Source organism: Williamsia sp. 1138 (assembly GCF_002095435.2).
Taxonomy (GTDB): domain Bacteria; phylum Actinomycetota; class Actinomycetes; order Mycobacteriales; family Mycobacteriaceae; genus Williamsia.
In genome coordinates this window covers 46,485-71,482 of the sequence record NZ_MJEJ02000046.1, presented here as the reverse complement: position 1 = coordinate 71,482, position 24,998 = coordinate 46,485, and the positions used below count along the sequence as shown (strand labels likewise).

Here is a 24,998-nt window from a genome sequence, read left to right as displayed (position 1 = left end):
CCGGTGGCGAAGCTCCACCATCTGAAGACGGAATTGCTGGCCGTCCGAGAGCTGAAGCGTGCGGGCGCGTTACCCGGCCTCAAGCTGCTGCCCCAGGTCGCGAGATTGCGCCGCCGGGCCGGCGAGGCCTCCGGGCCCGCCGTCTACGCCGCGATGTACGGCGAGCGGGTCGCGATCGTCGACCCCCACGGCGAGGTCACCTACAGCGGTCTCGCGGAGCAGTGCCACGGAGTCATCAACGGGCTGCGCGCGGTGGTGGCGTCGACACGGCAGCCGACGGTCGGGGTGATGTGCCGCAACAGTCGCTACGCCGTGATCGGCCTGTTGTCCGCGATCGGTCTCGGCGCCCGGGTGGTGCTGCTGAACACTGACCTCGGGGCCAAGCAGATGGCCGAGGTGGTCTCCCGCGAACGGGTGGATGTGATCCTGCACGACGCGGAGTTCGCCGGCGTCCTGGCACTGGTCGATCCGGGTGTGCGCCGATATGTGGCGTGGACAGACGAGGCGACCGAGTCCGCCACGGTCGATGGGTTGGTGGCGGGCAATTCCACGGCACTGCCGCCGCTCCCGTCGTCGAAGTCCTCGCTGGTGATCCTCACCAGCGGCAGCACCGGAGCACCGAAGGGTGCGCCCCGTGACGGCGGTCCGGCGATGTCACTGCCCGCGGGGTTCGTGTCCAAGATCCCGATCCGTGGGTCGGACACGGTGCTCATGTGTGCGCCCGCCTTTCACGGCTGGGGGCTGCTGGCCACCATGGTGTGTCTGCTCACGGGCGCCACCGTGGTCATGGACCGGCGATTCAAGGCGCAGGCCTCACTCGATCTGCTGGTCGAAAATCGGTGCACAGCGGCGATGATGGTCCCCACGATGCTGCGGCGTCTGATGGATCTGGACGATGGTGATCTCGACCGGATCGATCGGAAGCGACTGCGCATGATCGCCTCCGGTGGTGCGAAGCTCGACGAATCCTTGGTGCGCGCGGTACAAACCCGATTCGGCGCGGTACTCCACAATCTGTACGGCGCCACCGAGGCGTCCTACATCACGATCGCGACCCCGGAGGATCTGGCCGCGGCACCGACCACCGCCGGTCGTCCACCGCTGGGAGTCACCGTGGCGATCATCGGCGACGGCGTTCCGGTCCCGAGCGGGGAGACCGGACAGATCTTCGTCCGGTCGGGAAGTCAGATCAGCAAGTACACCAATGGGACCAGCAAGGAGATGCGCGGCGGCATGCTCTCGACCGGGGACACCGGTCGCTTCGACTCCGCCGGACGCCTGTTCGTGGAAGGTCGTAGCGACGGCATGATCGTCTCCGGCGGCGAAAACGTCTTTCCTGAAGAGGTCGAGCTGGCGCTCGGACGGCACCCGGACATCGTAGACGCCGCGGTGATCGCGGTGGCCGACGCCGACTTCGGACAACGACTGCGCGCCTTTGTCGTTCCCGGTGACGGCGCCGCGGTCACCGAGGCGGACATCAAAGGTTACGTCGGCACCGAGTTGTCCCGCTCGCGCGTGCCGCGCGAGGTGATCGTGGTGCCCGAGCTTCCGCGCGGAGCCCAGGGAAAGGTCACGAAGTCGACCCTCGATGCTCTGGCTGCCGAACACCTGCCGCGCTGAGGCCTCACCAGTCCTCGAGCCGCGTGTAGCCGTCTTGGACGGCTCTGGCGAACAAACTGGATTTGGTTTTGGCGGGCCTGCCACAGGCGGCATATTTGACGCGGATTCTCGTCACATGTGTGCTCACCGTTGCAGCCGAGATATAAAGTCGTGCGGCCGCTGCCTCTTTTGAATCAGCGTCGAACCACGCCAATAACACCTCGATTTCGCGAGATGACAACTGCGGCTTTTCGTTCGTTTCGCGAACGAGTCTGAGTGTTGCGGGCCGCGATACCTTTTCATCTGAATAGACGATTGAATCGCTTGCCTCTGTATGCATTTGAATGCTCCCCTTCGCCCATCGACCCGGGCGTGTAGTTGTCCGAAGCGGACCTGGCTATCATTTCGGACATCAGGAAACGATCGCCACCTGAAGTGGCGTCTCGGGGCAAGTCGATACGGAATCCGTACAGCGATGTGGCTGTTCGACGAGGAAGATCGCCAGACGGGGTTGGTATCGCATGTATCCGGAAACTGTTCAGACGCGTGAGGATTTGGGCAAGGCACTCACCGAACTCCGTGAGAATGCCGGTCTCACCGTCAGAGAATTGGTTGAACAATCCGACGCACTGCTCGGAACGGTGAGCGGATGGCTGGCCGGTAATCACGCGCCGACCGCAGCCAGTAAAGGAATGTTTTTCGCAGTGCTCAGTTCTTGCGGTGTCTCCGGTTCGGACACCGATATCTGGTGGGCCGCAGTGCGACGGGCACGAAGAAAAGTATCGACCCGCTCGGAAATCGCCCCTACGCCTTATCGCGGATTCGAGTCATTTCAGACCGACGACAAAGAGTGGTTCTTCGGACGGAAAGATGTGACCGATCGACTCGTCGACGCGGTGGTGTCGGCATCGTCTGGCGAGGACCCACGCCGGCGCATGGTGATGGTGGTGGGGCCCTCGGGCGCCGGCAAGTCGTCGGTGGTTCGTGCGGGTCTGCTCCCCTCGGTGGGGAGCGCGTCGCTCGCGGGGTGGCGATCGACCCTGATGGTGCCCGGGACAGATCCGGTAGCGGCTCTCGCCTCGGCCATCGCAGACGGGACCGGCGACGGAGACGGCCCACTGCTCGTTGTCGTCGATCAACTCGAAGAACTCTGGACGTTGGCTCCCGCGGTCGCCAGGGAAGAGTTTCTGGAGGCCGTCACGGAGTTGGTCGCCGACGGTGGTGGTCCCGGGGCAGTGGTCGTCGGTGTGCTGCGCGCCGACTACTACGCGCGGGTCTCGGCTGTGCCGTTCCTGGTCGATGTCCTGCAGCATTCGCAGGTGGTGGTGGCGTCGATGGGCGTCGACCAGCTCCGGGAGGTGATCACCGGGCCGGCCCGCAGGGCAGGGTTGGACATCGACGACGATCTGGTCGAGCTGCTGCTGGCGGACGTCGCGCCGGCCGCGGGCTACTCCGGGGCGACCGCTCTGCCCATGCTCTCGCACGCACTGCTGGCGACCTGGTCGCATTCGGATCGTCGCCGGCTCACCGTCGCCGACTATCTCGCCACCGGCCGCATCAGCGGCGCCGTCGAGCGCACAGCTGAAGCGGTCTACGCCGATCTCGACGATGCGGAGCGCGATCTCGCCAGGCGCCAGCTCCTCGCCATGGTCAATGTCGACGACGAGTGGGTGAGCAGGCGTAAGGCGCCGCTCGAGGCGTTGGGTATCGCGAGCGCCGACCCGGCATCGGCCGGAGATGCGGCCGCGACCCTGAGCCCGGAGGCCGCCCGCGCGGTCGAGGTGCTCGAACGTTTCGCGGCGGCTCGGCTGGTCAGCGTCGATGCCGACTACGCCGAGGTCACGCACGAGGCCCTGCTCACCGCCTGGCCCAGACTGCAGCAGTGGATCGACGGCGATCGGGCCAGGTTGCTGATGCACAAACGCTTTCGGCAGGCCTGGACCCTCTGGGAATCGGGTGACCGCGCCGACGAACTGTTGATTCGCGGCGCCTGGCTCGGAATGGTCAACGATTTCATTCCAGGCGAACGCGGTGAACCGCAGCTGACGACCGCCGAGACCGCGTTCTTGCACGCCAGCAATGAGCAGCAGCGCAAGCTCGAGGCGGGCGAACGGCGCCGGGTGCGGCAACTGCGGCGAATCGCCTTCGGTGTCGCCGTGGTGGCGCTCGTGGCCGCGCTCGCCGCGACGCTCGCGGTGATCGCCCGGAGCGACGCGGTCGACGAGCGCAACCGGGCAGAACAACTCCAGAGACAGGCACTGAGCCGGCAACTCGCGGTGCAGTCGGGCGAGCTCACCGAACGCGATCCGGCCCTCGCGCGGCAGTTGGCGATGATCGCGTATCGCACCTCACCGACGTTGGAGGCGCGGTCGAACCTGATCGACAACAGCGCGATCGCCACCCCTGCACGATTTCTCGGACCGGTCGGGCCGGTCAAGGTCGCCTACAGCCCGGGGCGGGGGCTGCTGGCGATGGCCGATGCCGCAAACCGTGTGACTCTGTACACCACCGCGCCCGAGGCGACTGGCCCCGTCGTCCTGGGCGGACTCGCGCGCAGGCTCGGCGATTTCGGTGGGCACGACTCGAACGAGGCCCTGCGCGCGCTGTCCTTCAGTGCGGACTCGACGACACTCGTGCTCGGGGGGCGCGCTGCAACCGAGGTGTGGGATGTCCGCGATCCGCTGGCACCCACCCGGACCGCGGTGCTTCCGACCGGACAACCGGTGAACGGGATCGCGCTCAGCCCCGACGGCAGGACCCTCGTGGCCGCCGTGGAGCAGGTCGGTGTGCTGGGTTGGCAGCGTGAGGGTGAGCAGTGGGTGGCGATTGCACTGCCCCCGAGTGTCGCCGGAACCGGTCAGGCCGTCGCCTTTTCGCGCGACGGCTCGATACTGGCAACGAGCAGCGTGACCCGACGAGTCGATCTGTGGACGGTCTCGGATTCGGGGCTCGTGCCGCTGCCGCCGATCGAGCTGACCCAGTGGTCGGACAACCAGCAGGCGCTGAGTCTGGTGTTCGCTCCCGATGGGGAACTCGCGATGGGCCTCAAGAGCCACCAGGTCCAGTTCTATGCGCTGACCGCCGGAGGCGGCTCGTCACTGGCCCGGACCATCGAGGGATTCGGGAACTACGTCAACGGCATCAGTATCAGCGACGACGGCAACCGGCTCGCGGCAGCCGGCTCCGACAACACCGTGCGCGAGTTCGACTTACGAGCATCAGGCAACGACTCCGCCCGGATCTGGCATGGCCCCTCGACGTTCACCTCCGTGGTATATGTCGGCGGGGAGGTCGTCGCCACCGCCGACGACGGGGTGGTCACCGCGTGGCAGACGACCCATCCCATGATCCGATTGGGATCGGAGACCATCTTCCAGATCCCCGCCGGATCTCGCAGCCCCGACATTCTTGCCAGCAGCGGACCGTCGGGTGAGGTCACCCGGCTACGGGTCTCGGATGGACCGAACCTGGTGCGGGTGGGGCCCGAACTCGCGCCGCCGCCGGACGCGTCGTTCTCCGGAGCGATCGGTGTCTCGGCGACAGGTCGTCTGGCTGTCCTGGGGTCCGCCGACGGCACAGTCTATTTCGGCGACTACTCCGACGAGGAACCGAAACTCGTCGGGCCAGGCGTGCGTGCCTTGCAGACGCTGAACGAGACGGTGGATGTGAACGAGGACAGTCAGATCGCGGTGACCGGTGGGCTGGAGTCGAACCGGCTGCCGGTGATCGACGTGTCCGACCTGTCCGCCCCGGAGGTCGTCTCGAACATAGAGGTGGGCGAGGGCGTGACCTGGGCGTCCCTGAGTCCGGACGGAACGTCGGTAGCACTTGCCACCCCCGGAGGGTCGGTGCTGCTCTACGACCTCACCGACCCGACGCGACCCCGGCAGCTGATGACGATCAATGTTTTCGACACCGCCGCCCTCGCGGTCCGTTTCAGACCCGACGGAGCCGCGCTGTTGGTGACTTCGTCGACCAAGGAACTCGCCACGGTGGACATCACCCACCGCGACAACCCCGAGATCACCGCCCGACTGTCGGGTCCGGTCGGTCAGATCTACAGCGGTGCCTACTCATCCGACGGCGACACCATCGTGGTCGGAGGAGGCGCCGGGGAGATCTGGACGTGGGACGTGTCCGATGAACGCCGTCCCGATCTACTGATGGTGCTCAGGGCGTTCGGTGGCAAGGTGTTCGACGTCCGGTTCGCGGATGACGACCGCACGGTCCTGGCCGCCGGGGACGGCGGCGCTGTGATGTCCTGGACGGTGGACACCGATCTGATGCTCGCCAGGGCGTGCGAGGCCGCCGGCGACCAGATCACCGAAGCCGAATGGCGACAGTATCTTCCGGCGAGCCCCTATGACCCGCCCTGTGGTGGCTGACCCTACGGTGACTGATCCGGGGGCGCCTGACCCGGTGGTGCGCCGTGGCCGGGGATGGTCGCGGCGCCGCCGAGTGGGTCGGACGTGACGTTCAACAGTGAGTGTTTACGTCCGTAGACCAGGTAATACACGAGCACCACCGACACCCACAGCAAGAAGAACACGTAGGTGTACCAGTGCAACCCGTACAGGATGTAGATACATGCCGCGATCGCGAGCACGGGGGTGACCGGGTAGAACGGCACCTTGAATGGCCGGTACAGGTCGGGTTCTCGGCGACGCAGGAGGATCACGCCCAGGCTGACGACGCTGAACGCCGTCAGGGTGCCGATGGACACCATGTCGATCAGGTAGTCCAGCGGAACGAACCCTGCCAGTAGGGCAACGATGACCGCGACGACGACCGTGTTGTTCACCGGCGTCAGGGTGCGCGCGTTGACCCGGGTGAAGAACCTGGGCAGCATGCCGTCGCGCCCCATCGCGAACAGGATGCGGGTCTGTCCGTAGAGGGTCACCAGGGTCACCGAGAAGATCGAGATGACGGCGCCCAGGGAGAGGACCATCGATGGCCAGGTCTGGCCGGTCACCTCCTCGAGGATCGCGGCGAGACCCGCTTCCTGCCCCTCGAAATCTGCGGCGGTCTGGGCGCCGACAGCGGCCAGTGCCACCAGGACGTAGACGAGGACAACGGTGACCAGGGCGGCGATCAGCGCCCGCGGCATCGTCCGCTGGGGATCCTTGACCTCCTCGCCGGCCGTCGACACCGCGTCGAGGCCGATGAACGAGAAGAAGATGACCCCGGCGGCCACGGTCACACCGTCCGCCCCGTGGAGGAAGAACGGACTGAGGTTGTCGGCGTTGAAACCCGCGAAGGCGATTCCGATGAACATCGCGAGTACGGCGAGCTTGATCGCGACCATCACGAAGTTGGCTTTCGCCGATTCGCTGGCGCCGCGGATCAGCAGCAGTGCACACAGTCCGACCAGAATGATGGCGGGAAGATTGACCCACCCGGAATTGTCGTCCCAGGGTGCAGCACTCAGGGCCTGCGGTATCTGCGGGATGTGCAGATAGCCGAGTAGTGCGTTGAGATACTCACTCCAGCCCACCGCGACAGCCGCCGTCGAGACCCCGTACTCCAGGAGCAGGCACGCGGCGACCGCCATCGCGACGATCTCGCCGAGGGTGGCGTAGGCGTACGAGTACGTCGAGCCCGAGACAGGTACCGACGACGCCATCTCGGCGTAGCAGATGGCTGCCAGTCCGGCGGCGATGCCGGCGACGATGAACGCCACGACCACCGACGGGCCCGCGTCCGGCACGGCCACGCTCATCACGAAGAAGATGCCGGTGCCGATGGTCGCACCGATACCGAAACAGGCCAGCTGCGTGGTGGTGATCGTGCGTTCGAGGCCGGTGTCGGCCTCGGCTTCGTCGCCCTTCGGAATCGGCTTTCGCCGGAAGAGGGTCTTCGTGTTCAGTGCGCCGGGCTGCTGCGCCGGGTCTTTGCTCAAATCCATGTGGACACCTCAGCCTGGGAAGATTATTGCCGGAACAGTTGCGGAGGCGACGATTTTCGCTGCCCTGGAGCCCAAGAAGACCCGCTTGATCGCGTCGCGCGGGGTGGTGCCGATCGCCAGCACCTCACCGTCGGACCACTCGATGGCGTCGAACGCGGCGTCCCAGTCGTTGCCGGTGCTGATCTTCGTCGGGACGCTGTCATCGATGATCTTGTCCGACACCAACTTCTGCATGGACGCGGTCATCTGTTCCTTCCACGCCTCCAGCACGCTGCGTTCGACGTCGAAGCCGACCTCGGGTGGGAACATGTCCGCGGGTGTGACGCCGAATGTGGCCACCCGCAACGGAACGCTCATCTGCGCGGCGAGTGCCTTCGCGGACGTGACCACGTCTTCGCTGTGGTCGTCGCCGGAATACGCGCAGGTGACACCGGTGATCCGGGCGCACCTGTACCCCTTGGGCGCCAGCGCCAGCGGGATGGAACTCGAGTGCATCAGCCGACTGGTCGTCACGCCCAGGGACATCCGGCCGTCATCGGACCCGTGAGTGGTACCCAGGACGAGGATCTCCCCGTCGTGCTCGGTGAGTACCTTCTGGATCGACTTGGACACCGAACGTTCGCTGACCCGGAGATAGGTCACCTCGGTGTTGGGAGCACGCAGGGCCAGATGCGCGCGGGCCGCGGATTCGGCGTCGTCGCCATAACGCCGGGCATAGGCACTGAACTCGGCGTCCACCCGCGCTAGAGAAGGGGTCGTCCACGGTTTGGGTGTCGCGATGACCATGACCAGATTGGTGGACAGTGCGCTCGCGAGACTGGCTCCGAGTTCGACCGCCTCATCACCACCCCGACCGGGCTGGTACCCGACGATGACACTCATGGTCGCGCGGTATCTGCAGGGCGCGACACCGGATTCGCAGGCGGCGAACCAGCCAGTGTCGAATGAGTGGCCATCGGCGACCTCCGAATCAGTGTGGTGGAAAACCATGTAACCATCGCAGGCGCGATCCGGCGCGGTTAGCGACAAATCGTTTCTTTACACGCTGTCGTGCGAGGCGGGCGACCATGAGCTGTCGACGACCCGGCCGTCGGCGCCCGGTGCCGGACTGACGGGTCCGCCGGGCCGCTGAACGTGTTCTACTAGGCTGAACCGGTGCTGAACGTCCGCGCACTGCGCCCTGCCGTATCCGGGGAGCAACGCGCCCTGATCGCCTCGGACAAGGCCGCCCGTGCGCACCTGCGGGCCGCCGAGCGCGAACTGGCCGCATTGGAGGTCGAACTGGGCGAGCGCGAGCCGGATGCCCGCCCGCGGTGGCTCACGGGTCTGGTGGTCGCGGTCCTGATCGCAGCAGTCGTCGCAGCCATCGGCGGCTACCGATACGCCCATACCGACGGGGGCTTCACCGACGCCCAGTACATGCGGGCCGCCGCGGAGCGGGTGGAGGTGTTGCTGACGCCCGACGCGGGCGACGGTGGCAAGCGCGCCAGGCAGATCCGCGCCGGCGCCACCGGCACGTTCGGTGACGAGTTCGCCCAGTCCACCGACGCGTTCACGGCATTCGTCCAGAAGATCGGCACGGTGTCGACAGGGACCGTCGACGGTGTCGGGATCTCGTCGAGGTCAGGTGAGCGCGCGACGTTGCTCGTCACCGCGGCGATCGAGGTGAGGACCGGTCTCGACGAGGACAAGACGCAGGATCCCGCGGTGCAACGCTTTCGGATACAGGTCGACATGGTGCCCGACGATGGTGCCCTGAAGATCTCGGCGCTGGAGTTCTACCCATGACCGCGCGTCGCATGTGGTGCTGGTATCTGGCGAACCTGGTGGTGGTCGTCGCCTGCGTCGTCGCCCTGATCGCGGCCTGGCAGCTCCATCGAGGCGACGAAGAATTGGCCTCCAACCGGTCCGAAGTATCCGAGCTGGCGGGACCGGCTGTGGCCCAGCTGTTCTCGGTGGAGCCGGGGGAGACCGAACCGCAGCGCCGGCGGGCGCGGGCGGTGGTGACCGATGACTTCGCCCGGGAATACGGGCAGTTGTTCGACGGGGCGACCGCACCGGCCCAGGCGGTGACCGTCACGTGGAGACCGGTACACACCGCGATCGCGTCGGTCGCGGCAGACCACGTCGACACAGTGGTCTCGGCGACGGTGACCGAGCAGCGGCCCGGTGCCGAATCCTTGGACTACACCAAGGTTCTGGACGTCAGGTTCGAACGGTCCGGTGGGGACTGGAAGATCGCCAGGGCGGATGAGGTGCTGTGAGCACACCCGAGGACCACTCGACTGCCACCTCGTCGCGGCGGCTGCAGGCAGCGCGCGAGCGGGTCGCGGACGCACGTGTGGAAGCCGAGCGAGCGAACGTGGCGGCGGAGCAGGCCTGGGCGGCCCGCGCGGTCGGGCGACGACGTGCGGTGACGGCGGTGACAGTCGGCGCTGCGGTGGTGTGTGTGGCCGCCCTGGTCGCCGCGATCGTCCTCATCGTGGTGCATCGCGGCGCTGTGTCGGACCGGGCCCGCGATGCGGATGTGCTGGCGGACACGCGTTCCGCGGTGACAACCCTGCTCACCATCGATCCGGCGCGGGCGCAGGAGTTCGTGGACGGTGCGTTGGAGGTCACCACCGGCCCGCAACGCGAACGCCTCGAGAACGCACGATCCGAGCTGGTGGACGTCATCAGCGGGTTGCGGGTGCCGAGCACCGGGCAGGTGCTGTCCGCGGGCATCGTCGGCGATGCCACCGATGACTCGGCCGAGGTCCTCGTGGTCGCCGAGGGCACCAATCCGACCGTGCTGGGGGCCGACCCGGCGCAGAGCCGGGTCGCGTTGCTGGTCACGATGAAAGAGACCGACGGCCGGTGGAAGATGGATCGGACGCAGCTGCAATGAGCGCCACGTGGGGGAACCTGACCAGACCCGCTGTGGCAGGGCCGATCCTGACGGCCGTGCTGGTGATGCTGATCGCCGTCGCGGTCGCGGGTTTCCTGGGGCCGGCCACTCCCGGCCGGGCGGATGAGGACGCGCGACGACAGGTGCAATTGGCCACCACCGACGCGGTCGGCTCCCTGATGACCTTCGGCCCGGATTCGCTGACCGCGCAGCAGCGGACGGTCGGGACCAAACTCACCGGGCGGCTTCTCCTCGAGTTCCGTAGCCAGGGGCCCGGGGTGGTGCTGCCCACAGCGGTGGAATCGAAGGTCGTGATGACTGGGCGGGTGCTGGCCACCGCGGTGAACCGGATGGACGAGGATTCCGCGCGGGTACTGGTTTTCGTGAACCAGAGCATCGTGTTACCTGCTGCAGGTGAGGAGCCGGAGGTGGTGGCTGTCACGCGGTGGGCGGACATGCGTAAGGTCAACGGAAATTGGCTGCTTGCCGGGTTGCAACAGGTCGGGCCCGGATAGCACGAGGATCCGTGGGGATGTGAGGTGGCGATGAGTGCCGCAACAGTGATTGTCGGGGCCGGTCTCGGTGGCGCGCGGTTGGTGGCCGATCTCCGGAACGAAGGCTACGAGGGCGAGCTGATCCTCATCGGTAAGGAGACCCGGATCCCTTACGATCGGCCACCACTGTCGAAGGCGGTGTTGACGGGAGACAAGGACGACGTCGACCTGCAGCCGCAGGAGTTCTACGCCGAGAAGAACGTCGATCTACGGACCGGAACGCGGGTCACCGCAATCGATCCGGATGCGCACACCGTCACCGTCGAGCCGGTCGAGGGCGGGGTAGCGGAGACCGTCTCGTACAGCACCCTGATTCTCGCGACCGGTCTCGATCCCCGCAGCCTTCCGTTCGCGGCGGGCAAGTCCGGCGTGCACACCTTGCGTACCTACGACGACGCAATGGCGCTGCGTTCGGAGATCGAGGGGGCGTCCACCGCGGTGGTCATCGGTGCCGGATTCATCGGCTGCGAGGTCGCTGCCAGCCTGAGTACGAAGGGACTGCAGGTCACCGTCGTCGAGCCGGCGCTCGCTCCGTTGGCGATCGCACTGGGCGAGCAGGTCGGCGCGATGGTCGGCAGGATCCACGCCGATCGCGGTGTCGAGATCCGTACCGGCGTCGGGGTCACCGACATCATCGGTGACGACAAGGTCACCGGAGTGAGGCTGGCGGACGGCACGGAGTTGCCTGCCGACATCGTGGTCCTCGGGATCGGTTCGACCCCGGTGGTGGATTACCTGGACGGGTCGGGCATTGCGCTTGCCGACCGCGAGTTCGGTGGCGGGATCGCCTGCGACGAGGTGGGACGCACCAGTGTCCCCGATGTCTACGCCATCGGTGATGTCGCCAACTGGCGAGACGAGCACGGTGTGCCGTCCCGGGTCGAGCACTGGAACAACGTCGTCGAGCAGGCGGCGAAGGTCGCCTACGCGATCCTCGAGGTCGACGAGTCGAATGCCCGCCCCTTCGTGCCGTATTTCTGGAGCGACCAGTTCGAGGTGAAGGTTCAGGCACTGGGCCATCCCTCCGCCGGCGACGACGTGCATGTGGTTTCTGACGACGGCACGAAGTTCGTGGTCTATTACAGCCGTGACGGCGTCTTCACCGCGGTGGTGGGTGCGGGCAAAGCCGGCGCTGTGATGAAGATGCGGGCCAAGCTGCTCGAGAAGACCCCGATCGCGGAACTGATCGGCTGATGCCCGCCGCCGGGCCGGTGCCGACTTCGGCGGCGGTGAAGGCGGCAATCGACGACCTGGCCGATCCGGACCGGGCCGAGAGTTCGGCCTGGTTCTTCAAGACCGGACCCGGTCAGTATGGAGAAGGCGACCGATTCGTGGGCGTGAGTGTGCCCGCCCAGCGCAAGGTGGCGAGGGCCTTTCGCGGTCTCGACCGGGCGGGTGTGCGGGATCTGCTGTCCAGCGAGATCCATGAGCACCGACTGACGGGGTTGCTGCTGCTGCGGTCGGGTTTCGAACGGGCGGATTCGGAGTCGGACCGTCGAGAATGGGTGCAATGCTATCTCGACGCGGTCTATGAAGGCCGCGTGGACAACTGGGATCTGGTTGACTCGTCGGCACCGTACATCCTCGGTGAATCGCTTGTCGAAGAAGATCATTCGGTGTTGTTCGAGCTGGTCGCGGACGTCGATCTGTGGCGGCGGAGGGTCGCGATTCTCGCGACGCATGCCTTCATCAAACGCGGTGACGCCACAACGCTGCTCGAGTTGGCACCGCTGGTCCTCGATGATCGTCGTGATCTGATCCAGAAGGCGGTGGGCTGGATGCTGCGCGAAACCGGCAAGCGGGTGGACCGTGGTGTGCTGCTGGACTTCCTGGAGCAGCACGCAGCCCAGATGGGACGTACCGCGTTGAGCTACGCCACCGAACACCTCACCGCAGAGCAAACCAGCCACTTTCGTGGATTGCGCTGACCGGGTTCAGAACTCGATCTTGAGCGTGTTCGACGTCGGCCGGGCCTGGCACCCGAGGATGTAACCGTCAGCGATGTCGTCCTCATCGAGCGCGCCGATGTTGTCCATTTCCACCGTGCCCTCGGTGACCGTGCACGCGCACGATCCGCACTCGCCTTCACGGCACGAATACGGGACATCGAGCCCGGCCGACAGCATGATGTCGACCAGGGTTTGGCTTCGCGGCCACGACATCTCGTGGACCTCACCGTCGAGCTCGACCTCTACCGACGCGGCGTCTGCGATTTCGTCCTCGGTGAGTTCGGCGGGTGCGGTGTCCTCGAAAGGGTCGCCCGACAGCGAGCTGAACACCTCGGCGTGCACCTGATGATGCGACATCTCTATGGTGGCAAGCGCTTTGTGCACTGCGTCCATGAACGGCCCCGGACCGCACATGTAGGCGTTGTAGGCCTTGAACGGGCGCAGCAGCGTGGCGAGCGATTCCACCGACGGCATGCCCTGCACGGACTGGAGCCAGTGCACCACGGTGAGACGTTCGTGGAACCGCTGCTGCAGATCGCGTAATTCGGCTGCGAAGATCACATCGTTCTCGCTGCGATTGGCGTAGACCAGCAATACCCGACCGCTGCCCTGGGACAGAGCAGACTTGAGGATGGACATCACGGGGGTGATGCCGCTGCCCGCGCCGAGCAGCAGGATCGGCGCATTCAGGTCCGCGGGGGTGAACACGCCCGACGGTGGCAGGACCTCGATCTGGTCACCGGGATGAACGTTGTCGCAGATCCAGTTCGAGCCGTACCCGTCGACTGTCCGCTTGACCGTCACCTTGGGCTTCTCGTCGCCGAAGGGGGAGGAGGCAAGCGAGTAACAGCGGGCCACGGAACCGGTCTGGTCGCTGGGGATGCGCAGGGTCAGAAACTGCCCGGGTTTGTAGTGAAAACGCTCGGCGCTGTCCTCCGGCACATCGAAGACCAGCGATTTCGCGTCGCCGGTCTCGTCGATCACGTCGGCCACGGTCAGCACAACGCTCCGGGTGCTGTGCGGGGACACGGTCACCGGCGTACCTCCTAGTCGTGGGAACTATGCCTGAAAACAGGAACACGTTCTAGTTTAGATTACCAGTGCTCGCATCGGGTCCCTGCCTGCTGCGGGCGGAGGGTGCGAGAACGTCGTCCAGTCCGAGGGACAGTATCCGGCTGCCCTGGGTCAGGAGTTCTTCGAGGTCCGCGTTCGGATCGTCGAGCCACTGTTCGTAGGCGGCCAGGGCGGTGGCAAGCAGTGTCCATGCGACGGTCTGGGGAATGAGGTCGGACGGGTCACTGCCGGTTCGCGAGGCGACGAACTCGGCGACAACGTTGCGCCACCCGGTGTACATGAGCATCGAGTGTGCTTGCAGTGCGGGAACACCGAGCAGCAGGCGCATCCGTCGCCGATGGTGTTCGCGATGTTCGGTGGGCACTTCGTTGAAGGCGAGCAGCGCACTCTGCAAGGCTTCGGCCACCGGCATGTCCGGCGGGAGTTCGGTGAGCATGCGACGCATGTCCTGGAGGTGCTCGTCGAAGTCGCCCCAGGCGATCGCGTTCTTCGACGGGTAGTAGCGGAACAATGTCCGGCGGGCGATTCCGGCGGCGGCCGCGACATCGTCCACACTCGTCTCGTCGAATCCGGACTCGGTGAACAGGTCGATCGCAGCCTCGGTGATCTTCGACTTGGTCGTGCTCGGTCGCCTGCCGATCTGAGCGGTCATGGCACCCGCACTGTGCTGATCATCCGACGATCCCTCCGGGGCGTGCTGGCGTCCGGCGCCGGTGTTCGGGCGCGGTGACCATGGTAGTTCGTCAGCGCCCGACGAAGTCGATCACGGCCGTTGTGAACGCATCGTTGTCGTCTCCGGCGGCAGTGTGGCCCGCTCCGGTGAGTTCCACGAACTCGGCGTCGGGGACGAGGTCGAGAAAGTGGCGAACCGACTCCTCGCTGACGACATCGGAGAGCTGCCCACGTATCAGCTGGATCGGGATGGTCAACGACATCGCCTGCTTCTCCAGCACATCGGTCCGGATGCCGGGGTCGTCGTGCGGCGGTGTCAGGAAAGCTGGATCCCAGTGCCAGTACCAGCGCCCGTCCTCGCGTTGCCGGAGATTGCGTTTGAGGCCCTCGGTGGGTCCGGAGGCTTTTCGGTGGGGGAGATAGTCGGCGATCGCGGCCGCGGCCTGGTGGAGATCATCGAATCCGTCGACGTTGCCGCTCATGAAGTCCCGGATGCGTTTGCTGCCGGACTTCTCGAAGCGCGGAACGACGTCGACGAGGACGAGCTTGTCGACGGTGCCCACCGGTGCTAGCGCAGCGATCCCGATTCCTGTCATCCCGCCGAGACTCGCGCCGACGACGGACACCGGGCCGGTGCGACCGGTGATGGCCGGAATCTGTTCGAGTACCGCCAACCCGTCTGCGGTCATGGCCGGGAGGCTGTAATCGGCGTCGGGGTCCCAGTCGCTGTCGCCGTGTCCGCGGCTGTCGAGGGAGAACACCTCCGCGCCGCGCCGGGCCAGTACTTCGCCGGTCTTCTTCCAGGAATGCCGCGTCTGGCCGCCGCCGTGCAGCAGAAGAATCGTGGTGGGGGAGTCGTTCGCCGATCCGCCGGCGGACGCGGGCTCCCAATGATCTGCGGCCAGCGCGAGCCCACCGGATCCGGTGAACGTCACCGGTGTCGGCCCGAGGCCATTCGTCGTTGCCACGCCACGCTCCTCTCGCCCCCTCAGCTCGACCATGCCACCCGGTGTCGGAACGGCATCCGGCACCTGTCCCTTTGGGTGGTTTCGCGCCGAATTTCGCCGGATTCATGCGAAGGGCTGGCATTAATGCACTGAGTGCCATTATGATGACCATCACATACCAACAACGGAGGTAATCAAGATGACAGCTCAGAATCCGTCCTCGCAGGCAGACAGCATCACCTCGACCGAAAGCGAATTGGTCTCGGAGTCATTGGTCGAAGAGGTGTCGATCGACGGCATGTGCGGCGTCTACTGACATGAGCGCGCCCACAACTGTGGCGTTCGATGCCGATCAGGCGTGGGTGCTGAATTCTTCGGTCGCTCTGCGACCGGAACCGTTCGGAGCGCTGCTGTACCACTTCGGCACTCGCAAGCTGTCGTTTCTCAAGAATCTGACAGTGGTCGAAGTGGTGCAGTCGCTGCCCGATCACCCCAGCGCCAACCACGCCCTGGCCGCGGCCGGTATCACCGAGCGCGACCGCCCGCTCTACCTGAATGCGCTTGCCGCACTGGCTGCTTCGGGCATGATCGTCCAACCCTCTTGAGTTTGCGCACCCTCGCGAACTCCAGCCCCTTGAGGACTTTGCCATGACTTCAATTCTCGAGCGCCCAGCTGCGCCGCAACAGCCCGTCGGCCGTCTGGTCGATCAATTCGAAAAGGGTCTCGACGCCCCGATCTGCCTGACCTGGGAGTTGACCTACGCCTGCAATCTGTCGTGCGTCCACTGCCTGTCGTCGTCGGGTAAGCGTGATCCCCGTGAACTAGACACCGAACAGTGCAAGGCCATCATCGATGAGCTCCAGCGGATGCAGGTCTTCTACGTCAACATCGGTGGCGGTGAACCGACCGTGCGTCCCGACTTCTGGGAACTGGTCGACTATGCGACCGATCACCAAGTGGGCGTGAAGTTCTCGACCAATGGCCTGAAAATCGACAAGAAGGTCGCCGAGCGCCTCGCGGCGTCGGACTACGTCGATGTGCAGATCTCCCTCGACGGTGCGACCGCTGAGGTCAATGACGCGGTGCGCGGGCCGGGTTCTTACGCCATGGCCATCAAGGCGCTGGAGAACCTGAAGGAGGCCGGTTTCGCCGACGCCAAGATCAGCGTTGTCGTGACCCGTCAGAACGTCACCCAGCTCGACGAGTTCAAGGCACTGGCCGACCACTACGGCGCCACCCTGCGCATCACCCGACTGCGGCCGTCCGGTCGTGGCGCGGATGTGTGGGATGACCTGCACCCGTTGCCCTCACAGCAGCGTGACCTGTACAACTGGCTGGTCGCACACGGCGATGGGGTGCTGACCGGGGATTCGTTCTTCCACCTGTCCGCCTTCGCCGAACCGGGCGCCGGTGCGCTTCCGGGTCTGAATCTCTGCGGCGCGGGCCGCGTGGTCTGCCTCATCGACCCGATCGGCGACGTCTACGCCTGCCCGTTCGCGATCCACGAGAACTTCCTGGCCGGGAACATCTTGTCCGACGGCGGTTTCAAGACCATCTGGCAGGAATCGGATCTGTTTCTCGAGCTGCGTGAACCGCAGAATGCCGGCGCCTGCACCAAGTGCTCGCACTTCGATGCCTGCCGCGGCGGCTGCATGGCTGCCAAGTTCTTCACCGGACTGCCGCTCGCAGGACCCGATCCCGAATGTGTCCAGGGATTCGGTGAATCGCTGCTCGCCGAGGACCGCAGCGTGCCCTCTGCCAACAAGGACCACTCCCGTGGCGTACCGCTGACCTTGATGACGCGGCCGCCCTCGCGGGACTGCGACGAAAACCCCCTTGCCGGCTTCACGCCGGAACTGACCCCCTCCAAGTAATGAAGAACCCCGGCAGAGTTGCCGGGTGAGCAAAGGATTATCGCGATGGCGAACCCCTGGTTCGAGACTGTTCTAGAAGCGCAGCGGCGGGCGAAGAAGCGCCTGCCCAAGTCGGTGTACTCCTCGTTGGTCGCAGGCAGTGAGAAAGGCGTCACGCTCAGCGACAACGTCGAGGCATTCTCCGAACTGGGGTTCGCCCCGCATGTGGTCGGCGCACAAGCAGACCGCGAGTTGTCGACAACGGTGATGGGTCAAGAGATCTCGTTGCCCGTGATGATCTCGCCGACGGGCGTTCAGGCCGTGGACAAAGACGGCGAGGTCGCGGTCGCCCGCGCCGCAGCCGCCCGCGGCACCGCGATGGGTCTGTCGAGCTTCGCCAGCAAGCCCATCGAGGAGGTCACCGCCGTCAACGACAAGATCTTCTTCCAGGCCTACTGGCTCAATTCCCGCGAGGACATCCTCAAGCGCGCTGAGCGGGCCCGCGAAGCGGGAGCCAAAGGTCTGATCGTCACCACCGACTGGTCGTTCTCGATGGGTCGCGACTGGGGCAGCCCCGAGATCCCCGAAAAAGTGGATTTCAAAGCACTTCTGAAGCTGGCTCCAGAACTCGCAGCTCGGCCGCGGTACGCCTGGGACTGGTTCAACAAGGGCAATTTCACCATCCCCGATCTGACCGCTCCCAACGTCGTCGACAAGGGCCAGACCGGCCCGACGTTCTTCGGTGCCTACGGACAGTGGATGCAGACCGCACCGCCGTCCTGGGAAGACCTGGCCTGGCTGCGCGAGCAGTGGGGTGGTCCGTTCATGGTCAAGGGCATCACCCGCCTCGACGACGCCAAACGCGCCGTCGACATCGGCGCCAGCGCCATCTCGGTGTCGAACCACGGTGGCAACAACCTCGACGGAACCCCCGCCACCATCCGCATGCTCGGGCCCATCGCCGACGCGGTCGGCAAGGACATCGAGGTGCTGCTGGACGGCGGCATCCGCCGCGGTAGCGATGTCGTCAAGGCTCTCGCGCTCGGTGCCGACGCCGTCATGATCGGCCGCGCCTACCTCTGGGGCCTCGGTGCCAATGGGCAGGCCGGCGTCGAGAACGTCCTCGACATCCTGCGCGGCGGCATCGACTCGGCACTGATCGGCTTGGGACGCAAGAGCGTTCACGAACTCACGCGTGATGACATCATCATCCCCGAGGGCTTCGAGAAGCGGTTCGGCGAGACCACCGCATAGACCTGACCCACACAACCACCCGTTTCGGTCACACCCACTGGTCTCCGGCCCTTGGGTGTGACCGGAACGGGTGGTTTTGTGTCGGGTGAAAGAGTGGCCGGACGGCACTAGAACACGTTACAGTTCTGCTATGGGAGATTTCGACGGCAAGGTCGTCTACATCACGGGTATCGCCCGCGGGCAGGGTCGCAGTCACGCGATCAAGTTCGCCGAAGAGGGTGCCTCGGTCATCGGTCTCGATGTCTGCCGAGAGGTCACGGCGATCGGATATCCGGCTGCGACACCCGAGGACCTCGAAGAGACGGTTCGCCTGGTGAAGGAAGCCGGCGGCAACATCCTTGCCATCGCGGCCGATACCCGCGACCTTGCCGCGCAGCAGCAACTGGTCGCCGACGGGGTCGCGCAGTTCGGTCGCCTCGACTACGTGATCGCGAACGCCGGCGTGCTCACCTGGGGTGCGGTCCACGAGCTGACCGAGAGCCAATTCATGGATGTCATCGACGTGAACGTCAACGGCACCTGGAAGACCCTCAAGGCCACGATCCCGGCGATGATCGACGCGGACAACGGAGGGTCGATCGTGATCATCTCCTCGGTGGCGGGTATCAAATCGATGCCCATGCAGGCCGCGTACTCCGCGTCCAAACATGCACTGGTCGGTTTGTCGCACACCACGGCAAAAGAACTGGGTAAGCATCGCATTCGGGTCAACACCGTTCACCCGTACGGCGTCGACACCCCGATGTGCATCGAGGACACCGATGCATTCGCGGTCTTCGAGATGCCCGAATATCAGCCGCACTTCCTGCCGATCCTGCCCGGGATGGCCAAGTCCTCAGACATCAGTGACGCCGTGATGTACCTGTGTTCGAAGAAGGCCCGGTTCATCACGGCGTCCTCGATCGAGGTCGACATGGGTGCGACCAAAATCTAGACCGCACACAGAAGCACACGTTCAAGGCACAAGCACGCGTTCAAACGCGTGCTTGTGACTCGAACGTGTGCTTCTGTGAGATCAGTCGAGCCAGAGGGTGGCGGGATCCGTCGCCTTGCGGGCAGGTGCTGCCGGGACAGCAGGTACAGAGCGCGAAAAGCGCGGTGCCACAGCGGGTTGCGTCACACCGTCGACCTCGATCAGGGTTTGCCGCGCGGACAGATGCTTGTTCTGGGTGGCCTCATCCCAATCCAGCACCGGCGACGCGCAGGCGTCGGTGCCGTCGAAGATCGCGGCCCACTCATCACGCGTCTTGGACTTGAAGACCTCGGCGAACCGCACCTTCATCGCCGGCCACTGCGGCATGTCGAGCTGGTGTGGCAGCGTCTCGTCGTCCGTCAGGCCCATCCCGTCGAGGAGCAGGGCGTAGAACTGGGGCTCGATGGCGCCCACGGCGAAGTATTTGCCGTCAGCGGTCTCGTAGACCTCGTAGAACGGTGCGCCGGTGTCGAGGAGGTTGGCGCCTCGTTTGTCGCCCCAGAAGCCGGTTCCGCGCCACGCCCACATCATCTGGCCGAGGACCGAGACCCCGTCAACCATTGCAGCGTCGACGGTTTGGCCCTTGCCCGACTTCTCCCGCTCGAGGAGCGCTGCCAGGATTCCCTGGACCAGGAACATCGATCCGCCACCGAAGTCGCCGAACAGGTTCAGCGGGGGCGTCGGACGCTCCTCTGCGCGCCCCACCGCGTGCAGCAGACCCGTCAGCGAGATGTAGTTGATGTCGTGGCCGGCGACCTGAGAGAGCGGACCATCCTGCCCCCACCCCGTCATCCGGCCGTACACGATGCGCGGGTTGACCGCGGCCACGTCCTCCGGACCGAACCCGAGGCGTTCGGTGACACCGGGACGGAAACCCTCGATGACGACGTCGGCCTTGGCGATCAGATTCATGATCGCCTCCTTGTCGACCGGGTCCTTGAGGTTCGCCTCCACGATCGTGCGGTTACGCAGCAGCTGGTCGGCCACCTGCCCGTCCTGCGGAAGCTTGCCGGGGCGCTCGATGCGCACCACCTCTGCCCCCAGATCGCCCAGCATCATCGCCGCATGCGGTCCCGGCCCGATCCCTGCGAACTCGATTACCCTTGTCCCGCTCAGCGGTCCGCTCTTTGCCATGTCCTCGCCCCTCATCGTCGAGTGGTTCACCACCTGCGCTGCACAACGCGCATGATGATTCCAATCCAGTACAGTCAAAGCCCCAGTAAACCAGGTACCGAGCGATTGCTCGGGTCGAGCTCCGCTTCGCTTCGTCTCGGGGATCGGGTCTTGTACCCACTCCGTGAAGGCGAACCCCTTCAGACAGCGACGCAGACGGTCTAGCATTGTCCGAATGACATCGTCTGGCGGACTCGGTCTCGAGAGCTGGACCGAATTGGACGGACGCCTCGCAACCGTGATGGTTCCACTGGGTTCCATCGAGCAACACGGCCCCCATCTGCCCCTCGACACCGACGTCCGAATCGCGACGGCCGTGTCCGAGGCCGTTGTCGGAACCGGACCTGCCCCGCAGCGCGGGGGCCCGGAACTGCTCGTGGCGCCTGCGCTGAACTACGGCGCGGCAGGCGAGCACGAGGGGTTTCCCGGCACCATCTCGATCGGTCGGGACGTGTTGCTGTCGGTGTTGGTGGAGTACGGTCGCAGTGCGTGCCGCTGGGCCGAGCGCGTGGTGTTCGTGAACGGACACGGTGGCAACGGGTCGGTGTTGGCGACCGCAGTGAAGCAGCTGCGTTACGAAGGCCGCGACGTCGCCTGGTTCGGGTGTGGTGCGCCAGGCGGAGATGCGCACGCGGGTTTCACCGAAACATCCCTGCTACTTCACCTTTCGCCTGAGGTGGTGCGGCAGGAAGCGATGGTACGTGGCAACGTGGCGCCGGTGTCGGAACTGATGACAGCGATGCGCGCAGGGGGTGTGGCAGCAGTGAGCGACAACGGGGTGCTCGGCGATCCGACGCAGGCGTCGGCCGCCGACGGGAGGCGAATGTTGAACGAGATGGTCGCGCGGTTGTCCGAGGCTCTCGAACGCTGGCAACCCGATGCGATGGGAATGTTGCGGTGATCTCTGATCAGGACATCCGCAGCGACTCCGCTGCTGCCGAACAGGCGGTGGCTGTCGATCCCGGGACCGCACTACCCCCGACGGGCTTCCAGGTCCAGATCGATCCGCATTGCACCGTCTCCGACGACCGACGTCATATCGTTGGCGGCTCACCACTAAGACTGCTGAACCTCTCTGAGGTGGCCGGTGGACTGCTGGACGCCGACGGCAGGCTGATGGTGCACAACCGTCTCACCTCCCAGCTCGCCCGCAAGTTGCTCGACGCCGGCGTCGGACACCCCAGGCCAATGTTCGGACCGTCTGAAACCGACATCACCGTCGTTGTGCCCGTGCGGGACAACCAATCCGGGATCGACCGGCTACTCCCGCAGCTGACCGCACACCGCGTCGTCATCGTCGATGACGGCTCCGCAGTGCCGATCCTGGCCCCCGGGGCAACGGTGTTGCGAACGGAGCGCAGCGAGGGTCCTGCTGCCGCCCGGAACCGCGGTGCGGCGCTGGCGGACACCGAACTGCTGGCATTCCTCGACTCCGACGTCGTTCCGGAGCACGACTGGTTGACCAAGCTGGTGGGGCACTTCTCCGACCCCAAGGTGGCACTTGTCGCGCCGCGCATCGTGGCCCTCGAGCCCGGTGGCGGTGCCACGTCGCGGTACGAGGCGTTGTGTTCCTCGCTCGACATGGGTCGCCGGGAAGGCCCCATCGCCCCGCGCTCACGCATCCCATACGTTCCCAGCGCCGCAATGGTGATGCGCCGCAGCTGTTTCGAGGGATTCGACGAGACGATGGAAGTGGCCGAGGACGTCGACCTGTGTTGGCGGCTGCACGAGAGCGGTTGGTCGCTGCGGTACGACCCGATCGCGACCGTCGCCCACGATCATCGCAGCCGGCTCTCGAAGAGTCTCGACCGCAAGCGGTACTACGGCACGGGCGCCGCATTGCTGTCCGGCCGCCATCCAGGCCTCGGGGCGCCGCTTGCCCTGACCGTGCCGATGGCAGCGGCGATGGCCGCTCTCGTGACCGGGACCGCATGGGGAGTGCTGGCGGCGCTCGTGGTCTTCGGGGTGATCGGTGGGCGACTCCACAAACGTGTGTCGACCATGCCGGATGCGGCGCGCATGGCCGCGAAGCTGACGGCCCAATCCGTCGGCTTCGGACTACTGCAGTCGGCCTCCGCGCTGTGCCGACACTATTGGCCGCTGTCGTTCTTGCTCGCCCTGGTGTCCAAGCGTTTTCGAACTCTGCTGCTGGCAGTGGCCGTCGGTGAAGCGGCGTACGAGTGGGTGCGCCTGGAACTGCTGAATCCCGAACCGGGTGCACGGGTCGGGTGGTGGCGCTTCATCGCGCTCAAGCGACTCGATGATCTCGCCTACGGCGCGGGGCTGTGGCAGGGCGCCCTCGCCGGTCGCAGTGCCGATGCTCTCTATCCCCGCATCAGCAATTCGGTGACCACCGAATCGCGTCCGTCGGCCACCCGCAGCGGAGTCGGGTGACCGCTGCAGCAGACGCCGGTGCAGACGTGATCGTGGTCGGTGCCGGAAGCAGTGGATGTGTTGTCGCCGAGCGTCTGTCGCGTGACCCGACACGCACGGTGATCGTGCTCGAGGCCGGCGGCGGTGCCCCCTCGGCTTCGGCACTTCGACTTGATCGACTGCCCATAGGGGTGGGTTCGGACCGGGTCGTGCATTACCCGAGCAGGCAGGGGTTCGATCTGCCCCGGGGGCGGGGGCTCGGCGGATCCTCAGCCGTGAATGGCGGATACTTCCTTCGCTGGCATCGGGGCGATTTCGACCGCTGGTCGCCGCAGGTATGGCCGATGGGTTCCATCGAAGCGGCCTTCGACCACCTCGACGGCGGCAGCGCGGGCGGTGGGGTCATGAATGTGTCGTCGTTCGCGGACGACGAACTGCATCCGTATGCTCAGGCTTTCGAAAAGCACTGGAGGAGAGCAGGTTTCGACCCGATGACGTCGGCGTGGCCCGGTGTGGGGATCGTGCGGGTCCGCTCCAACCGGGACGGGTGGTCGCGTCATTCCGCCGCGGGTTTGTTGGAGGCGGCGCTCGCCCGGCCCAACGTTCGAATGCTGACCCATTCCCAGGCTGTGCAGCTCCGGAGATCAGGTGGTCGCGTCAGCGGTGTCGTGGTGGGGGAGCAGGTGCTCTCGGCCGACGAGGTGATCCTGTGCGCCGGGACGCTCGGGACCGCAGAACTGCTGGCGCGATCCGGCGTGGCGGAGATCGAGGATGCCGCGTTGTGGGAGCACCGCGAGCAACTGGTGAGGTTCACCCCGAGAGGCCACCTCGACCGGGCCGGGGCACTGCTCCAAACGGTGCTGCACACCCGTGACGGTCTCGAAGTGCGCTGCTACAACGATGATTTCGCACAGTTCATCGATGGCCTGCCACCATCGACGCCGGCTTTCGGGGTCGCGCTCATGAAGCCGGAGTATGCGGGGTCGGTGTCCTGGGATCCCGTGGCGAGATTGCGTGTCGATCTCGGCGAGGTGTCAGCGGGTGATTCCGAGAAGATCCGGCAGTGCGCCGAACGGGTCGTCTCCATGCTCGACGGAAGCGACTTCGAGGAACTGGTCCAGCCGGGGTCGCCGTGGATCGAACCGGTGGTCCGGACCTCTCAACATGCCTGGGGAACGATGCCCATGGGGGTACGCACCAATTGGCTCGGCGGAGTCGACGAGATGCCGGGGTTGCGCATCGTGGATGCGTCCATCCTGCCCACCGCCGGATCGAGCGGTCCACATGCGACGGTGATGATGGTCGCCTGGCACATCGCGGACACGCTTGCGAACGGTAAATTGACCGTATGACATCTCTCGCTGATCCTTCGGTCCGCAAGTTTCTCGAAGAGGGGACCCGAACCGGTCATCTTGGCTACACGGCATCCGACGGACGACCGCTGGTCGCTCCGGTGTGGTTCGTCGTCGACGGTGACCGCATCGCCTTCAACACCGGCGCCGACACCGCGAAGGGCAAAGCGATCCTGCGGGACGGCCGCATCGTGCTGTGCGTCGACCTGCAAGAGCCGCCTTATGCCTTCGTTCAGGTTCAGGGCATCGCTGAGGTCAGTGAAGATCCAGCTGAGGTCCACCGAATCGCGACCGCGTGCGGCGGCAGGTACATGGGTGCCGATCGCGCCAGAGAATTCGGCGACCGCAACGGGGTGCCGGGGGAACTAGTCATTTGGATCAACCCGACCAAAGTCATTGCATCGCTGGATGCGACGGCGTGACTGGTCTCGA

Annotated in this window: 24 protein-coding genes; 17 read left to right on the top strand and 7 right to left on the bottom strand. The window is 65.6% G+C overall.

Features of this window, described 5'->3' with window-relative positions:
- Positions 1 to 3: 3 nt before the first annotated feature.
- A complete protein-coding gene (locus BH683_RS16535; protein ID WP_084837372.1) occupies positions 4 to 1,620 on the top strand; it encodes an AMP-binding protein in 1,617 nt (538 codons plus the stop codon).
- Between the two features lie 4 nt (positions 1,621 to 1,624).
- Here the strand turns inward: BH683_RS16535 and BH683_RS16530 are convergent, their stop codons facing one another.
- A complete protein-coding gene (locus tag BH683_RS16530; RefSeq protein WP_084837371.1) occupies positions 1,625 to 1,939 on the bottom strand; it encodes a LuxR C-terminal-related transcriptional regulator in 315 nt (104 codons plus the stop codon).
- Positions 1,940 to 2,120: 181 nt separating this feature from the next.
- Here BH683_RS16530 and BH683_RS16525 point away from each other — a divergent pair, with 181 nt between their 5' ends.
- Entirely contained in the window at positions 2,121 to 5,984 is a 3,864-nt protein-coding gene (locus BH683_RS16525; RefSeq protein ID WP_084837370.1) for a hypothetical protein, read from the top strand.
- Positions 5,985 to 5,986: 2 nt separating this feature from the next.
- On the opposite strand, the gene BH683_RS16520 is transcribed toward BH683_RS16525, so the two are convergent.
- On the bottom strand, positions 5,987 to 7,504 hold the full coding sequence (locus BH683_RS16520) for an amino acid permease (protein WP_084837369.1): 1,518 nt from the start codon (positions 7,502 to 7,504) through the stop codon (positions 5,987 to 5,989).
- A 9-nt stretch (positions 7,505 to 7,513) separates the two neighbouring features.
- Positions 7,514 to 8,386, bottom strand: a complete 873-nt coding sequence (locus BH683_RS16515) for a universal stress protein (RefSeq protein WP_168187059.1) — start codon at positions 8,384 to 8,386, stop codon at positions 7,514 to 7,516.
- Between the two features lie 273 nt (positions 8,387 to 8,659).
- Between BH683_RS16515 and BH683_RS16510 the strand changes: the two genes are divergently transcribed.
- From BH683_RS16510 to BH683_RS16485, 6 genes are read left to right on the top strand one after another with little or no spacing between them, the layout of a single operon-like run.
- Positions 8,660 to 9,292 (top strand): hypothetical protein, encoded by a 633-nt coding sequence (locus tag BH683_RS16510; protein WP_084837367.1) that lies wholly within the window; start codon positions 8,660 to 8,662, stop codon positions 9,290 to 9,292.
- On the top strand, positions 9,289 to 9,768 hold the full coding sequence (locus BH683_RS16505; RefSeq protein ID WP_084837366.1) for a hypothetical protein: 480 nt from the start codon (positions 9,289 to 9,291) through the stop codon (positions 9,766 to 9,768). The genes BH683_RS16510 and BH683_RS16505 overlap by 4 nt, the downstream gene beginning before the upstream one ends.
- On the top strand, positions 9,765 to 10,391 hold the full coding sequence (locus tag BH683_RS16500) for a hypothetical protein (protein WP_084837365.1): 627 nt from the start codon (positions 9,765 to 9,767) through the stop codon (positions 10,389 to 10,391). The genes BH683_RS16505 and BH683_RS16500 overlap by 4 nt, the downstream gene beginning before the upstream one ends.
- Positions 10,388 to 10,906, top strand: coding sequence for a hypothetical protein (locus BH683_RS16495; RefSeq protein ID WP_084837364.1), 519 nt, complete (start codon positions 10,388 to 10,390; stop codon positions 10,904 to 10,906). Before BH683_RS16500 ends, BH683_RS16495 begins: the two co-directional genes overlap by 4 nt.
- 30 nt (positions 10,907 to 10,936) lie before the next feature.
- Positions 10,937 to 12,139, top strand: a complete 1,203-nt coding sequence (locus BH683_RS16490) for an FAD-dependent oxidoreductase (protein WP_084837363.1) — start codon at positions 10,937 to 10,939, stop codon at positions 12,137 to 12,139.
- Positions 12,139 to 12,873 (top strand): DNA alkylation repair protein, encoded by a 735-nt coding sequence (locus BH683_RS16485; protein WP_084837362.1) that lies wholly within the window; start codon positions 12,139 to 12,141, stop codon positions 12,871 to 12,873. The genes BH683_RS16490 and BH683_RS16485 overlap by 1 nt, the downstream gene beginning before the upstream one ends.
- A gap of 6 nt (positions 12,874 to 12,879) precedes the next feature.
- Here BH683_RS16485 and BH683_RS16480 read toward each other — a convergent pair whose 3' ends face one another.
- From BH683_RS16480 to BH683_RS16470, 3 genes are all read right to left on the bottom strand, one after another.
- Positions 12,880 to 13,929: a ferredoxin--NADP reductase gene (locus BH683_RS16480; protein ID WP_084837361.1), complete on the bottom strand. Its 1,050-nt coding sequence runs from the start codon at positions 13,927 to 13,929 to the stop codon at positions 12,880 to 12,882.
- A 49-nt stretch (positions 13,930 to 13,978) separates the two neighbouring features.
- On the bottom strand, positions 13,979 to 14,620 hold the full coding sequence (mftR, locus tag BH683_RS16475; protein WP_084837360.1) for a mycofactocin system transcriptional regulator: 642 nt from the start codon (positions 14,618 to 14,620) through the stop codon (positions 13,979 to 13,981).
- A gap of 91 nt (positions 14,621 to 14,711) precedes the next feature.
- Complete coding sequence (locus tag BH683_RS16470; RefSeq protein ID WP_246833426.1) at positions 14,712 to 15,608, bottom strand: alpha/beta hydrolase; 897 nt, start codon at positions 15,606 to 15,608, stop codon at positions 14,712 to 14,714.
- A 178-nt stretch (positions 15,609 to 15,786) separates the two neighbouring features.
- Here BH683_RS16470 and mftA point away from each other — a divergent pair, with 178 nt between their 5' ends.
- From mftA to BH683_RS16445, 5 genes are all read left to right on the top strand, one after another.
- A complete protein-coding gene (mftA, locus tag BH683_RS16465; protein ID WP_084837358.1) occupies positions 15,787 to 15,903 on the top strand; it encodes a mycofactocin precursor MftA in 117 nt (38 codons plus the stop codon).
- Position 15,904: 1 nt separating this feature from the next.
- A complete protein-coding gene (gene mftB / locus BH683_RS16460; RefSeq protein WP_084837357.1) occupies positions 15,905 to 16,192 on the top strand; it encodes a mycofactocin biosynthesis chaperone MftB in 288 nt (95 codons plus the stop codon).
- A gap of 43 nt (positions 16,193 to 16,235) precedes the next feature.
- A complete protein-coding gene (gene mftC / locus BH683_RS16455) occupies positions 16,236 to 17,462 on the top strand; it encodes a mycofactocin radical SAM maturase (RefSeq protein WP_084837356.1) in 1,227 nt (408 codons plus the stop codon).
- Positions 17,463 to 17,507: 45 nt separating this feature from the next.
- On the top strand, positions 17,508 to 18,695 hold the full coding sequence (gene mftD / locus BH683_RS16450) for a pre-mycofactocin synthase MftD (RefSeq protein WP_084837355.1): 1,188 nt from the start codon (positions 17,508 to 17,510) through the stop codon (positions 18,693 to 18,695).
- Positions 18,696 to 18,825: 130 nt separating this feature from the next.
- Positions 18,826 to 19,629, top strand: coding sequence for a mycofactocin-coupled SDR family oxidoreductase (locus tag BH683_RS16445; protein WP_084837354.1), 804 nt, complete (start codon positions 18,826 to 18,828; stop codon positions 19,627 to 19,629).
- Between the two features lie 81 nt (positions 19,630 to 19,710).
- Here BH683_RS16445 and BH683_RS16440 read toward each other — a convergent pair whose 3' ends face one another.
- Positions 19,711 to 20,802 carry a CaiB/BaiF CoA-transferase family protein gene (locus tag BH683_RS16440; protein ID WP_084837353.1) on the bottom strand — a complete coding sequence of 364 codons (1,092 nt, stop codon included), beginning with the start codon at positions 20,800 to 20,802 and terminating at the stop codon, positions 19,711 to 19,713.
- Positions 20,803 to 21,016: 214 nt separating this feature from the next.
- Here BH683_RS16440 and mftE point away from each other — a divergent pair, with 214 nt between their 5' ends.
- Genes mftE through BH683_RS16420 form a run of 4 tightly spaced genes read left to right on the top strand, consistent with a single transcriptional unit; the run spans position 21,017 to position 24,988 of the window.
- Positions 21,017 to 21,742, top strand: a complete 726-nt coding sequence (gene mftE / locus BH683_RS16435) for a mycofactocin biosynthesis peptidyl-dipeptidase MftE (protein ID WP_084837352.1) — start codon at positions 21,017 to 21,019, stop codon at positions 21,740 to 21,742.
- Positions 21,739 to 23,235 carry a mycofactocin biosynthesis glycosyltransferase MftF gene (gene mftF / locus BH683_RS16430; protein ID WP_084837351.1) on the top strand — a complete coding sequence of 499 codons (1,497 nt, stop codon included), beginning with the start codon at positions 21,739 to 21,741 and terminating at the stop codon, positions 23,233 to 23,235. The genes mftE and mftF overlap by 4 nt, the downstream gene beginning before the upstream one ends.
- Positions 23,232 to 24,566, top strand: coding sequence for a mycofactocin system GMC family oxidoreductase MftG (mftG, locus tag BH683_RS16425; RefSeq protein ID WP_246833425.1), 1,335 nt, complete (start codon positions 23,232 to 23,234; stop codon positions 24,564 to 24,566). The genes mftF and mftG overlap by 4 nt, the downstream gene beginning before the upstream one ends.
- Entirely contained in the window at positions 24,563 to 24,988 is a 426-nt protein-coding gene (locus BH683_RS16420) for a PPOX class F420-dependent oxidoreductase (protein WP_084837350.1), read from the top strand. The genes mftG and BH683_RS16420 overlap by 4 nt, the downstream gene beginning before the upstream one ends.
- Positions 24,989 to 24,998 lie beyond the last annotated feature (10 nt).